Annotated in this window: 14 protein-coding genes; 7 read left to right on the forward strand and 7 right to left on the reverse strand. The window is 67.1% G+C overall.

The window, feature by feature from the left end:
• Window positions 1-70: 70 nt before the first annotated feature.
• The 5 genes from dnaB (at window position 71) to nrdR (ending at window position 3,894) form a co-directional block, all read left to right on the forward strand.
• Window positions 71-1,417: a replicative DNA helicase gene (gene dnaB, locus DAERI_RS09085; protein ID WP_103129104.1), complete on the forward strand. Its 1,347-nt coding sequence runs from the start codon at window positions 71-73 to the stop codon at window positions 1,415-1,417.
• A complete protein-coding gene (locus DAERI_RS09090; RefSeq protein WP_103129105.1) occupies window positions 1,417-2,112 on the forward strand; it encodes an NUDIX domain-containing protein in 696 nt (231 codons plus the stop codon). The genes dnaB and DAERI_RS09090 overlap by 1 nt, the downstream gene beginning before the upstream one ends.
• Before the next feature lie 338 nt (window positions 2,113-2,450).
• Window positions 2,451-2,672 carry a hypothetical protein gene (locus tag DAERI_RS09095; protein ID WP_103129106.1) on the forward strand — a complete coding sequence of 74 codons (222 nt, stop codon included), beginning with the start codon at window positions 2,451-2,453 and terminating at the stop codon, window positions 2,670-2,672.
• Window positions 2,673-2,728: 56 nt separating this feature from the next.
• The gene (locus DAERI_RS09100; RefSeq protein WP_103129107.1) at window positions 2,729-3,442 is read left to right on the forward strand and encodes an SDR family NAD(P)-dependent oxidoreductase; all 714 of its coding nucleotides are present in this window, start codon (window positions 2,729-2,731) and stop codon (window positions 3,440-3,442) included.
• Window positions 3,439-3,894 (forward strand): transcriptional regulator NrdR, encoded by a 456-nt coding sequence (gene nrdR, locus DAERI_RS09105; RefSeq protein WP_103129108.1) that lies wholly within the window; start codon window positions 3,439-3,441, stop codon window positions 3,892-3,894. Before DAERI_RS09100 ends, nrdR begins: the two co-directional genes overlap by 4 nt.
• A gap of 148 nt (window positions 3,895-4,042) precedes the next feature.
• On the opposite strand, the gene DAERI_RS09110 is transcribed toward nrdR, so the two are convergent.
• The 7 genes from DAERI_RS09110 to DAERI_RS09150 form a co-directional block, all read right to left on the reverse strand.
• On the reverse strand, window positions 4,043-4,999 hold the full coding sequence (locus DAERI_RS09110; protein WP_103129109.1) for a branched-chain amino acid ABC transporter permease: 957 nt from the start codon (window positions 4,997-4,999) through the stop codon (window positions 4,043-4,045).
• Window positions 4,996-5,886 carry a branched-chain amino acid ABC transporter permease gene (locus tag DAERI_RS09115; protein ID WP_103129110.1) on the reverse strand — a complete coding sequence of 297 codons (891 nt, stop codon included), beginning with the start codon at window positions 5,884-5,886 and terminating at the stop codon, window positions 4,996-4,998. Before DAERI_RS09115 ends, DAERI_RS09110 begins: the two co-directional genes overlap by 4 nt.
• A gap of 193 nt (window positions 5,887-6,079) precedes the next feature.
• Complete coding sequence (locus DAERI_RS09120; protein ID WP_103129111.1) at window positions 6,080-7,303, reverse strand: ABC transporter substrate-binding protein; 1,224 nt, start codon at window positions 7,301-7,303, stop codon at window positions 6,080-6,082.
• A 29-nt stretch (window positions 7,304-7,332) separates the two neighbouring features.
• Window positions 7,333-8,067, reverse strand: coding sequence for an ABC transporter ATP-binding protein (locus DAERI_RS09125; RefSeq protein ID WP_103129112.1), 735 nt, complete (start codon window positions 8,065-8,067; stop codon window positions 7,333-7,335).
• Between the two features lie 2 nt (window positions 8,068-8,069).
• A complete protein-coding gene (locus DAERI_RS09130; protein WP_103129113.1) occupies window positions 8,070-8,828 on the reverse strand; it encodes an ABC transporter ATP-binding protein in 759 nt (252 codons plus the stop codon).
• A 259-nt stretch (window positions 8,829-9,087) separates the two neighbouring features.
• Window positions 9,088-11,037: an FAD-dependent thymidylate synthase gene (gene thyX / locus DAERI_RS22375; RefSeq protein WP_235610317.1), complete on the reverse strand. Its 1,950-nt coding sequence runs from the start codon at window positions 11,035-11,037 to the stop codon at window positions 9,088-9,090.
• Window positions 11,038-11,280: 243 nt separating this feature from the next.
• The gene (locus tag DAERI_RS09150) at window positions 11,281-11,772 is read right to left on the reverse strand and encodes an EVE domain-containing protein (protein ID WP_103129114.1); all 492 of its coding nucleotides are present in this window, start codon (window positions 11,770-11,772) and stop codon (window positions 11,281-11,283) included.
• A gap of 5 nt (window positions 11,773-11,777) precedes the next feature.
• Between DAERI_RS09150 and DAERI_RS09155 the strand changes: the two genes are divergently transcribed.
• Together DAERI_RS09155 and DAERI_RS09160 are read left to right on the forward strand one after the other, a co-directional pair.
• A complete protein-coding gene (locus DAERI_RS09155; RefSeq protein WP_439952252.1) occupies window positions 11,778-12,932 on the forward strand; it encodes a S1C family serine protease in 1,155 nt (384 codons plus the stop codon).
• 48 nt (window positions 12,933-12,980) lie between these two features.
• A complete protein-coding gene (locus DAERI_RS09160) occupies window positions 12,981-13,199 on the forward strand; it encodes a hypothetical protein (RefSeq protein WP_103129116.1) in 219 nt (72 codons plus the stop codon).

Consider the following 13,199-nt stretch of genomic DNA (forward strand, 5'->3'; position numbering starts at 1 on the left):
TGCACGCGCGGCGCGCCCGGGCCTCTTCCCGGCGACGCGCTTTTCCTGCCGCGTGCGCGAAAGGCCCTGCATGGAACTGACACCGCGCGTTCCCCCCCACAGCAACGACGCCGAGATCAGCGTTCTGGGAAGTGTCCTGCTGGACAACGACACGCTGACCCAACTGGGAGACACGGTGACCCCCGACATGTTCTACCGAGAGGGCCACCGCAAGATTTTCACGGCGATGCGGGCCCTCCAGGAACGCGGCGAGCCGGTGGACCTCGTGACCCTCAGCGAGGACCTGCGGGTCAAGGGGCAACTCGACGAGGTGGGCGGCCTGACCTACCTGATCGGCCTGTCGGACCAGGTGCCGACCGCCGCCTACGCCGAACACTACGCGCGCATTGTGCAGGAAAAGCACACGCTGCGGCAGCTCATCAGTGCGTCGGGCAAGGCGATGCAGCTCGCCTACGACGCGCAACTGCCGCTCGAAGACCTGCTTGACCGAGCGGAAAAGATGATCTTCGAGGTCGCCGAGCAGAAGAAGCGGGGCGAGGCCTTCCAGGCGATGGACGCAGTTGTCCACGATACCTTCGAGTACATCACCCTGCTGCACCAGAACAAAGGCATTCCCGACGGTGTGAGCAGCGGCTTCCGCGACCTGGACGAGCAGATTTCGGGGCTCCAGAAGGGAAGCCTGAACGTACTGGCGGCCAGGCCGAGTATGGGAAAGACAGCCTTCGCCCTCTCCATCGCCCAGAATGTCGCCCTGCGCGGCGAGAAGACGGTGGCGGTCTTCAGCCTGGAGATGCCGAGCGTGCAACTCGCCCTGCGAATGCTGTGTTCCGAGGCGAGGGTGGACATGAACCGCATCCGCTCCGGGCAGCTCAACGAGCGCGACTTCGAGCGGCTAGCGCACGCGGCGGGGCGCTTGGCCGACGCCCCGATGGTCATTGACGACGAGCCCGACCTGACCCTCAACGGGCTGAGGAGCAAGCTCCGGCGCATCGCCGCGCAGTACGGGCAGCTCGGGCTGGTCGTGATCGACTACCTGCAACTCATGTCGGGCGGTAAGAACAGCGGCGGCAGCGACAATAGGCAGCAGGAGATCAGCACCATCTCACGCGGGTTGAAAGGGCTGGCGCGTGAATTGGAAGTGCCCATCATCGTTCTTAGTCAGCTCAGCCGTGCTGTAGAACAGAGGCCGAATCATAGGCCGATGCTCTCCGACTTACGTGAATCTGGCGCCATTGAGCAAGACGCAGACATTGTTATGTTCATATACAGAGATGAGTACTATAATAAAGAGACCGATCAGCAAGGTATCGCCGAAATCATCATTGGTAAGCAGCGCAACGGCCCCGTCGGCACGGTGAAACTCCAGTTCCACTCTGCCCACGTGCGCTTCAACGACCTCGCGCCGGAGGGCGTCTGATGACGGAGGACGTGAAGGCGAAGGCGGCGGAGGGGGCGAACACGGGGCGGCGGCGCAGGCGCAGGCGCAGTGGTCGTGCGCCCGAGCAGACGCGGGTGCCCGGGCCCGGCCAGGTGTCGAACGCGACGAGCGTGCCGGTGCCCGCCGCCCCCAGCAAGCGCGGGCAGAAGAAGGGGCGTCCGCTCGCCGAGCCGCGCATTGGCGTGGGCTGCATCGTGCTGCGCGGCGAGGAGATCCTGCTCGTGCGTGAGCGCGGTCGCTGGTCGCTCCCCAAGGGCGGGCTGGAATCCGGGGAACTCGTGCAGGAGGGCGCCCGGCGCGAGACCTACGAGGAGACCGGGCTGGTCGTGGAGCTGCGCGACCTCGCCTTTATCGTCGAGTTCCAGGCGCAGACCTGGGGGCATCACCTCCAGTTCTTCTACACCGGGCGCGAGGTGGGCGGCACACTGGGTCCCCGCGACCCCGACCGCGACGTGCAGGAGGCCAAATTTGTGCCCATCCGCCAGTTGCGTGAGTTCATCCGCTTTCGCCCCCGGCTGGTCGCCCTTGAAACCTGGCTGCGCGAGCGGCGGCCCCGGCACTTCGTCTTCAACCTCGACAAGGAACCCGCCATGCTCCGCAAACGCCGCCGGGTGGGTGTCGGCGCCGTCCAGCCCGAGCTGGCGGACGAGCCGACGGACGAGGCGGATTTGTAGCCCGCGGGTGTAGGTCACTGTGAAAAGGCGCTTTGACGCGGCATCCCAGCCCCCTTGAGCAACGCCCATGAGTCGCTTGGGCGAGGAAATCACGTTCAGGAGAGTGGGCAAAGCTCCTCCCCCTTGAGGGGGGAGGTTGGGAGGGGGTGAGCGGGCACGCCCTGCGGCGCGGCCAGTAGACAAAGCAAGCCATCTTGCAGGCGCTCCGGCTACTCACACGCCCCCTCACCCCGGCCCTCTCCCACAGGGGGAGAGGGAGAAAAACCCCTCATCAACGCGTCCGTTCACCTACCTGGGCACACCGAACCTCCCCCACTTCCTTCTGCTACAATCAGAATATGAAGCGGGTGTTACGTAACAAGCCCTCCGGTGAGGAGGCGATTTCCTATCCCGTCAGCGGACGCGGGTACGCCCACGTCTGCCCCTCCTGCGGCGAGCCGCTGGCCCTCTACGACCTGCGCGACGGCGATCAGGCGTACTGGTGCGATCCCTGCGGCAAGGGGCACCGCGCGGGCGATCCCCCGGCCCGGGCATTGCGGCCCCTGCCCCACGCGGGCTGAAGTCCTGAAGTGGTGCCCCGCCCCCGCCTCTCCGGTGGGGGCGCTATGCTGGGGGTATGACTGCCGCCTCATCCCCTTCCCCTCTCGGCCCAGCCGTGCTGGCCGGACAGGTGATCGCGGTGACGGGCGCGGACCAGGGGTATGGCCGGACGATCAGCGCCGTGCTCGCCCGGGCGGGCGCGAGCGTGGTCCTGATCGGGGGCAACAGCGAGACGCTGGCCGCCGCCGCGAGCGGGCTGGAACTCGCGGGCGGCACGGCCATTCCCATCAAGGCCGACGTGGGCGTGCCGCTCGACTGGCTCAGCGCCCAGAACCGCATCCTGGAGATTTTCGGGGCGCTCCACGGCATCGTTCACCTGGCTGACAAACGCGCCCACACCAACTTCACGATGCTCTCCGAGAACGAGTGGATGGAGCTGTTCAACTGCAACGTGAAGAGCAGCGTCGCCATCGCCCAGATCGTGCGCCGCCGCCTGCCCGGCACCTGGCTCACCCTCGTCGGGCCGCACCTGGACGAGGCCGGGCTCCAGGCGCATCCCCAGCGCGGGGCGCTGCGCGGCCTGGTGGAACACGCCCACGACGAGGACCTGCGGGTGAACCTCGTGCTGCCCTCCCGCGCCAGCAGCGGGGATGAGGCGCTCGACCGCCCGCTGGCCGACGCGGTGCTCGCGCTCGCCACCCCGGCCCTGCGGCACCTGCGCGGGGCGGTGCTGGAGGTGCCCCTGCCGCCCGTGCCCAAGGTGCGTGCCCCCGAGGCGGCCCTGCGGTGAAGTGCCCCTACTGCTCCGCGCCCGACTCGCGGGTGGTCAACTCGCGCCCCAGTGACGACGGGGCCAGCATCCGGCGCCGCCGCGAGTGCCTGGGCTGCGCCCGGAGATTCACCACCTACGAGCGGGCCCAGCTTGAGCCGCTGATGGTCGTCAAGCGCGGCGGCCAGCGCGAGGCCTTCAACCCTGACAAGCTGCTGCGCGGCCTGACCCTGGCGACCGAGAAACGCCCGGTGGACCCGGAGAAATTGCGCGCCTTCGCCTACGGCTTCGAGGACGAGGTGGGCGTGCCCGAGTTGCGGAGCGAGGAGATCGGCCGCCGCGCGATGACCTTCCTGCGCCCGCTCGACGACGTGGCCTATATCCGCTTCGCCAGCGTCTACCGTGATTTCGACAGCCTGGAAAGATTTATCGAGGAGATTCAGGGGTTGAAGGATCGGGAGGGGGGGGAGTAGGCGGGAGGTTGTCAGGCTGAGCCGCAGGCGAAGTATCCCAGGCAGGGCTGGAAGGCGGGACCCTTCACTTCGTTCAGGGTGGAGGTGCCCCGGGAATGCTTTCAGCCGCCAGCCCTTTCAAGCTGACGGCTGACCGTTGAGGGTTGGGCTACCGGCGCCGCAGCCAGTATTGCAGTGTCCCCACCACCCCCCGCCGGAAGAACAGCACCACGAGCACGAAGACCACGCCCGTGACGATGCCCGCCGGGAGGTTCGCAGTCGTCAGCACGTCGCGCAGCAGCAGCACCAGCCCGGCGCCGATCACCGGGCCGAAGAGGGTGGTCGTGCCGCCCAGCAGGGTCATCATCACGACCTCGCCGGAGGTGCGCCAGTTGACGACCTCCAGGCTGACGACCCCGTGGCCGAAGGTGTACAGGCTGCCCGCCAATCCCGCGAGCCCCGCGCTGATCAGGAAGGCGGTGAACTTGAAGCGGGCGGGGTTGTAGCCGATGCTCTGCGCCCGCTGCTCGTTGTCGCGCACGGCCTGCTGCACCTGCCCGAAGGGGCTGCGGACGGTGCGGTAGGCGACGTAGAAGCCGACGGTGAACACCGCGAGCGCGAAGTAGTAGCGGGTGACCGAGTCGCTGAAGTCCAGCCCCAGAAAGTTCGGCCGCGCGAAGCCCTGGAGCCCGTTCTCGCCGCCCGTCACGTCCGTCCACTGGAGCGCCAGGAACGAGAGCATCTGCGCGAAGGCGAGCGTGATCATGGAGAAGTAGATGCCGACCGAGCGCACGCTCAGGAAACCGATGGGCACGGCGATGAGCAGCGCCGCCCCGGTGCCGCCCAGCATGGCGACCGGCACGCTCTGCCCGTGTGAGAGCAGGAAGGCCGTCACGTACGCACTCGTGCCCCAGAAGGCCGCGTGCCCGAAGCTGAGCAGGCCGGAAAAGCCGAACAGCAGGTCGAAGGCCACCGCGAAGAGGCCCCAGGCGAGAATGTCGAGCGCCAGGACGGGATAGATCAGCCGGGGCAGGATCAGCAGCACGATTCCCAGGCCGATCAGCCACGCCGCGCGGGCCATCCTTCCCCGGTCGGTGCGGGCGGGTGTGCCGGGAAGGACCGTCATCGCGCCCCCTCCGGCAGCCCGAACAGCCCGCTGGGCCGCACGAGCAGCACGAGCGCCATGAGGATGAACACCAGCGTGTTGGCGATGGGCGGGTACAGCGCCGAGCCGACCGCCGCCAGCACCCCCACCGCGAAGCCGGTGACGATACTGCCCAGGATGCTCCCCATCCCCCCGATCACCACCACCGCGAAGGTCGTGATGATGAGTTCGGCGCCCATGTACGGCTCGACCGAGTAGATCGGGGCCGCCAGCACGCCCGCCAGCCCGGCGAGTGCCACGCCGACCCCGAACACGCCCGTCACCCACTTGCCCACGTCGATGCCGAAGGCGCGGGTGACGTTCGGGTTCTCGGTACTCGCCCGGATGATCGCCCCCACCCGGGTCTTCTCGATCACGAACCAGGTGACGAGACAGATGACGAGGGCCAGCGCGATCACGAACAGGCGGTACTTGGGAAAGACCACGAAGCCGAGGTTGACGACCCCGGACAGGGCGGCGGGAGGCGTGTACGGCGCGCTCGACACCGCGAACCGCGAGAGCATGACCTGCTTGACGAGGTCCTGGGTCAGCAGCGTCAGCCCGAAGGTCAGCAGCAGGTTGTAGCTCGGCTCCAGCCCGTACAGCCGCGAGAGCAGCCCGCGCTCCAGCCCCATGCCGAGCAGCCCCACGATCAGCGGCGCGAGGATCAGCGACGGCCAGAACCCCAGCCCGAACGCCTGCCCCAACGCAAACGCCGTGAAGGCTCCCAGCATGTACAGCGCCCCGTGCATGAAGTTCACGATCCTGAGCATCCCGAAGATGACGGCCAGGCCCAGGGAGAGCAGCGCGTAGAAGGCGCCGTTCACCAGCCCGTTGAAAACCTGAATGAGGAGAAGTTGCGTGTTCATAGGCGAATCACGAGGTCAGGGGTCAGAGCGCCGGGGTTTGTTTCCCGAACCGGGTTGGAGGTAGGGGCGATAACCGATGTGTCACCCTGAACGAAGTGAAGGGCCTCGCCTTCCAACGTGTTCCGCAGATGCTTCGCTGCGCTCAGCATGACAAGTCCTCCTCCAATGGTTCGCTCTGACCCCTGGACCCTCCTCACATCTTGCACTTGCTCTCGGACAGCGGCATAAAGGCCCGGGCAGCGGGAATGGTAGCGATCTTCGTGAAGATGTCCCCGTTCTCCCTGGCCTGGGCCTTGGGCTTGACCTGCACGGTGTAGGCGTCGAGCAGCACCCGGTGGTCCTGCGGGCGGATGTAGGCGTTGCGGGCGAAGAAGTCGCTGAAGCGGAAGCCTTCGAGCGCCTTCACGACCGCGTCGCCGCCGTCGCTCTTGGCGCGGGCGACCGCGTTCAGGTAGGTCATGGTCGCGGAGTACACCCCGGCCTGCGCCCAGGTGGGCTTCTTGCCGAACGCCTTCTCGAACTTCGCGGCCCAGTCGCGCGCCCGCTGGTCCACGTTCCAGTACCACGGCACGGTGGCGAGCGCGCCCGCGAAGGCGTCCTGGCCCAGCGCCGCTACGTCCGTCTCGAACAGCAGGCCGATCCCCAACCCGATGCCCTGCTGCCGCAGCCCGAACTCGTTGTACTGCTTGACCACGTTCACCAGGTCCGCGCCCGCCTGCATGGTGCCGAACACCTTGGGCTTGAGGCCCTGCGCCTTGAGCAGGTACGAGGAGAAGTCGGTGTTGGGAAAGGGGGTGGCGTCACTCGGCGCGACGATCCTGCCCTTGTTCTCGGTGATCGCCGCAGTCATCTGCTTGTTCAGGTCCTGGCCGAAGGCGTAGTTGGGGTAGATGATGTACCAGGAGTTCCCGCCGCGCTTGGTCACCGCCGTGCCCGTCCCGTTGGCGAGCATGTAGTTGTCGTAGGCGTAGTGGAAGGTGTACTTGTTGCACTTCTCGTTCGTGAGGGCGGTGGTCCCGCCGGTCACCACCAGGGCCGGAATCTTCTTCTGGCGGGCGACCTCGCTGGCGGCGAGCGCGGCGCTGCTCGTCGGCATGTCCACCAGCATGTCCACCTTCTGGCGGTCGATCATCTCGGCGGCCTTGTTGCTCGCCACATCCGCCTTGTTCTGGTGGTCCACGCCGACGACCTGCACCTTGCCCCGGAAGGAGGGGTTCTGCGCCATGAAGTCGGCGGCGGCCATCTGCGCGGCCTTCACGCTGCCCTGCCCGGAGAGTTCGGAGTACACGCCGGAGAGGTCGGTCAGGACGCCGATGCGGACCACGTTGTCGCTGAGCTTCACGCTCTGCGCGAGGGCAACCGTCACGGCGGCGAGGGCGGCGGTGGAGACGAGGGCGGTGAAAGTCTTTTTCTGCATAAGTTCCTCCGTAGGAATGGGGGAGAGGTTCAGACGCTCAGGAAACGCAAGAGGTCCGCGCGGCGGGCTTCCACCTCATCGGCGCGCACCTCGTCCACCACCTGCCCGTCCACCAGGACGTAGTGGCGGTCGGCGAGGCGGGTGGCGAATTTCAGGTTCTGTTCGACCAGGATCACGGCCAGCCCCTCGCGGCGCAGCTCGGCCAGCATGTCGCCGATCCGCTGGACGATCACCGGGGCCAGGCCCTCGCTGGGCTCGTCGAGAAGCAGGAGTTTCGGGCCGCTCCGCAGCACGCGCACGATGGCGAGCATCTGCTGCTCGCCGCCCGAGAGCTTGGAGCCGGGGTGGTGGCCGCGTTCGCGCAGCACCGGGAAGGCCTGGTACGCCCGCTCCAGGCTCCAGCCGCCGGGCCGCGCCGGGGGCAGTTCCAGGTTCTCGCGCACCGTCAGGCTGCTCAGGATCGCCCGCTCCTCCGGCACCCAGGCCAGGCCCCGCGCGGCGATGCGGTTGCTGGGCAGCCGGGTGATGTCCTGGCCCTCGAAGGTGATTTGCCCCGTGCGGCTGCGCAGCACGCCCATGATGCTTTTGAGGGTCGTCGTCTTGCCCGCCCCGTTGCGCCCGATCAGGCTGACGACCTCGCCGGGCATGACGTGCAGGTTGACTCCATGCAGGACGTGACTCTGACCGTAGTAGGCGTTCAGGTCACGGACTTCGAGCAGCGGCATGGCCCCCAGGGTCGGGCGGTCGGGGGAGACGGCGGGCATGGTCACGCGTGCGCCTCCTCGCCCAGGTAGGCCTCGATCACCCGGGGGTCGCGCCGCACCTCGTCGTAGGTCCCGCTCGCCAGCACCTGCCCGTACTGGAGGACCGTGATGCGGTCGGCGAGTTCGGCCACCACGCTCATGTTGTGTTCCACGAGGACGACCGTGCGTCCCCGCGCCACCTGCCGCACGAGCGCGATCACGCGGCCAATCCCCTCCGAGCCCATGCCGCTCGTCGGCTCGTCGAGGAGCAGCACGCGCGGGTCCTGCGAGAGCGAGAGGCCGATTTCAAGCTGCCGCTTCTCGCCGTGGCTGAGGTCGGCGGCGAGCCGCGAATGCGCCCCCGCCAGGCCCACGTCCGCCAGAATCTGGTCGGCGCGTGGCCCCAGCGCCTCCAGCCGGGCGAGCGGCGTCCAGAACTGTCCCGGCAGCCGGGTCGGGGACTCCAGGGCCACGAGTACGTTGTCCCGCACCGTCAGGCTGGGAAACACGCTGCTGATCTGAAAGGAGCGCGAGAGCCCCCGCCGCACGATGGCGTACGGCGGCAGCGTGTCGATGCGCTCCCCGTGCAGCCTCACCTCGCCGCTGCTGGGCCGCAGGAAGCCCGAGAGCAGATTGAAGAGCGTGGTCTTGCCCGCCCCGTTCGGCCCGATGATCGCATGAATCTCGCCCTCCCGAATCTGGAGGCTCACGTCGTTCGTGGCGCGAAACCCGCGGAAATCCTTGACGAGGTGGCGCGCCTCCAGGGCTGCGCCCGCCGTCATGGCGCCGCGCCGCGCTCGTCATCCGGCCTGCTGATCGACCAGTGTGTGGGCATCCTCCCCCCTTTCCAACCCTCAATTGTGGTGCAGGAGGGAGTCTAGCAGGGGACGGTTACGGGGGCGTCACACTCTGCCAGACGCGACACGAGTTTGAGCAGTTCGCCTGGGAGACGGGGACCGGTGGAGTGTGGAAAGGACGCCTTCCAAAGGAACAGTTATTGACTGCTGCCTCGTCCAGATGCCTTCTCGGCGCGGAGCGTGCTCAGTCCCCCGCGTGCAGAGCCCGCCACTCCCTGAACGTGACCGGGAAAAGTGGTTCGGCGAGTTGCGCCATCGCCCGCGCGAAGAGGCGCGTCTCGTACTGCGCCCCCTCGTGGTCACGCAGTTCGAGGAAATGAAGGAGGCTCCTGACATTAAAGGTGTAATACGATTCGGTATACAGCGAGAGCGGCAATACCCCCCGCGCCTGCTCGCGCGTCACGCCGAGATGCAGGAGTTCCTGATACGCACCAAAGGCATGGCGCCAGGCTTCCTCCCAAACTCGCGCTGCCTCAGCCTGATCCAGTGTTCCATCATCCTCCACACTCGCCTGCCGGTTGCTGGGCGCCTGCTTGCGGAAGGAGGGCGGCGTGAAGTTACGTTCCTGCATCTCGACATAGCGGCCGGAAATCTCATTCTTACTGTTGTGAACGACAATTCCGTTGGCGACAAAGTTATGCCAATCCCCTGCCACTTCCAGATCGTACGTCGGTTGAATGCCGAGGTACTCCACCTTCACGACCTTGGTGGGGTGGGCTTTGAGCTTTCTCCCCCTGGGTTTGGGACGTTCCCCGGAGATCACGATGTCTGGGTCGAACCGTTGCGCGAACGCCAGCTCATTTTCCTGTGAGCGGTGAATATTTCTGTGGCAATCGCCGCACAGGGTAACGAGGTTGTCGAACTTCAAGGCCAGAGAGCGGTCGGCCCAGACAGGAACGACATGATGGGCGTGCAGCTCGGGTTTGCGCTCCCCGCAGTTCTGACAGGTGAAGTGGAACTTCTCGTGAACTCGCCGGGACTGCTCCCAGGTCCAACGGTTGATGTTCGCGCGTTCGCTGCTGATCCCGCCTTTCCAGAAGTTGCTGCGTTCGCCACTCCGGGCGGCACGAATAGCCATGCGGTGTTCTTCGGTTAGAACACGTGGCGCTCGGTAGCCGCCTTTGCCCTTATTCCAGGGCCTGAAGCCCTCCGGGAAGCGGGTTTCTTCCGGCGAGAACTGCAAGCCGTGAACCTTGAGCCACTTGCGAATGGTGTGGTAGCTGCACCCGGCCTCGTCAGCCATCTGCTGAATGCTCTTGCGCTGTGCGCGCTGATCAGCCATCCACTCACGGTCCCGGTAGACCTCCAGCCCATTCACCATCAGGAACGCCTCGCGGCTCATCGTGGCTGTGTTCCCCTGAACCTCCAGCCCCACGGCCTCGCCCAGAGTCTGCCAGCCCCGTGAGGTCAGGACCCGGTGATGGGCCGTCATCGTCAGGCCCTTGCCGTCAGCCAGGGTGACTCGGTAGACAGGTTGCTCGCCCTGGTACATCACCTCCGCTACATGGCCGGTGGTAAATAGTCCCGTGGCTTCGTTCAGAACACGAAGCCGCATATTCTGAAGACGTTTCCGGCTGCTGCGGTGACCGACGATACTGCCCCCGACGTACCTCTGGATGGTGTTTCGGGAGAGACCGGAGGCCCGAACTGCCTTGGCAATACCGCCGTATCGCCCCCCCTCCTCCTGAAGAACACGGAGTGCGGTCGCTACCTGCTCAGGCCGAGCAGTCATCGTATGTACCTCGCCCTCGGTCCACATCCTGTACAGCTCGGAGACCGTCTTTCTGAGCCTCGGGAGAGCCTCGCCATTGATGTTGACGAACGTTACAACGGTGTCCCCAGTCAAGCAGGTCCCAATGCGGTGGCGCACCATCTGCCGGTCCACAAAAATAGGGCAAACAATTTTGAAAGTGATTAAATTATGTTCAAATGGACTGCCGTGTTGATGCCGCAGCAGATAGCGGATCAACTTTTCATCCTTTTGGTTGAGTGGCGTGTCTGAATCACCACCAAAGGAAACTCTCGCCGCATTCGTAATCATCTTGTCGTCGCCCACGTGCTGCACGAGGCTGACGCTGCCCAGGCCGTCGCCCAGGGGGTAGAGGGTGGGGGGGTGGGCGGGGGTCACAGTCATCGCGCCCCAGCTTAACGCCCGACCCGGGGAAGTGGGACGGGCGAGCATTTGGGGTGGTCTGTGGCGGATTCTTCAGCGGCGGGCAGAGCGGACATGCACGGCGCTGGACTGCGGGGTGCGGCGCTCATCCTGCACGGTCAGCAGCAGCGACAGGACGATCACCAGTGCGGCAAGCAGGAGGTCCATGCACCAGTGTGAACGCCGAGGTCTGACAGAACGTTGACAGGGTTGGGCTGACGCCCCTCACAGTTCCACCTCCCGGGGGTCCATCCCGGCGGCTTTCAACGCGGCGCGGAACTGCTCCGGGGTCACGGGCAGGACACTCAGGCGGTTCCCCCTGCGTGTCAGGGGTGAGTCCTGCCACTCGGGGAGCGTTCGCAGGGTGTCAAGGGGCAATACCGCCGGGAAGGCCAGGACGGGAACCACGTCCACCATGCTCCAGCGCGGATTCTGGGGCGTACTTTTGGGGTCGAAGTAGGCGCTCTCCGGGTCGAATTGCAGGTCGTCCGGGTACGGCTCCCGCCCCACCCGCGCGACACCCGCCACACCGGGCAACGCCGTGCTGGAGTGGTAGAAGAGGCAGAGGTCATTCACCCGCATCTGGCGCAGGAAATTGCGCGCCTGGTAGTTCCGCACGCCGCTCCACGCCTCGCGCCCCACCCGCACGAGGTCGTCGAATCCGAACACGTCCGGCTCGGACTTGAGCAGCCAGAACTGCGGCGGTGAGAGCGCCATAGGGGATGAGGTTAGCGTTCCCGGGGGGCTCCGTACCTTTGGGCACCCTGTCGCGTGCCGGGCGGACCTACACTCGGCGCGTGCGTCCGCGCCTCTCCCCCTGGCTTCCCGTGCTGCTGCTGCTCGCGCTGGCGGCCTATATCCTGCCGGAACGCCTGACGCTGCCGAGTGTGACGGGCCCGTCCTCACCCGCGGCAACCCAGCCCCTGCCCAACCAGCTCCCGGAGGAGACGCGGGCGCTGTTCGAGCGCTCCCGCCCGGCGGTCGTGCGGCTGGAGGCGCTCAACGCCCGCACCCAGGAGGCGGGCCTGGGCACCGGCTTTTTCATCTCGGAGACGGGGCAGGTGCTCACGGCGTACCACGTGGTTGGGAGCGGGCAGCTTTTCCAGGTGCAAACCCTCTCGGGCCGCCGCCTCCCCGCCCGCCTGACCGCCTACGACGCGGGGGCGGACGTGGCGCTCCTCCAGGTGGAGGGCCGGGGTCCCTTTCCCGTCCTCAACCTCGCCACCCGGCCACCCCGGGTGGGGGAGACAGTCCTCGCCATCGGGAACAGCGGCGGCGACTTCCTGCAACCCCGGCGGGGGCAACTGCTGCGCCTGAACGTGGAGGCGGGGCGCGCGGATTTCCCGCAGGGCACCCTGGAGATGTCGGCGCCGCTCGCGCCCGGCGACAGCGGCGGCCCGATCCTCGACGGCAACGGGCAGGCCATCGGGGTGGTGAGCTACATCCGGGTGGACGACAGCAACCAGACCCGCGCGAGCTACGCCGTGCCCGTGACCGAGGGCAACCGCCTGATCGCCGCGCTGCGGGCGGGCGGGAAGCGGGACGTGCCGGTGGTGGGCCTGAACCTCGACATCATCCACAGCGGGCAGACCGACCCGCCGGGCGCGGTCGTCTCCCGGGTGGCGCGCGGCAGTCCCGCCGCCCGGGCCGGACTGCGCGGCGCCACCTTCGACGAGAACGGCAACCTCAGCGGGCTGGGCGACATCATCCTGAGCGTGAACGGCGAGCGGACCCGCGACGCGAACGAGGTCATCACCGCCATTCGCAAGGCGAGCGTGGGCGACACGATCACCCTGGGCTACCTGCGGGGGAACGAGCGGCGCGAGGCCCGCATCACCCTCGTCGGAGGGCGCTCGGTCCCGGACCTGAACCCCTGATCACGCTCCTCCGGGCCGCGCCTCACCTGCGCGGCGAACCCTGGAACCATGTCACGTGCCTTCGTGAAGGAAGACGGCGGCGAACGCTGGACCCCGCCCGCAGCCGCCCGCGCCTACCGCCTGATTTGGCGGGGTCCGGGCGGTCCCGAGACGGTGCGCGAGACCGACGACCTGCTCGGCGCCCTGCGCTGGCTGGAAACCCGGGGCCGCCCCGGCTTCGAGCTGCGGGGCGACGACGGGGCGCTGCTCGCCACGATGACCGCGTAG

This window comes from Deinococcus aerius (assembly GCF_002897375.1).
In the GTDB taxonomy this organism is placed as follows: Bacteria; Deinococcota; Deinococci; order Deinococcales; family Deinococcaceae; genus Deinococcus; species Deinococcus aerius.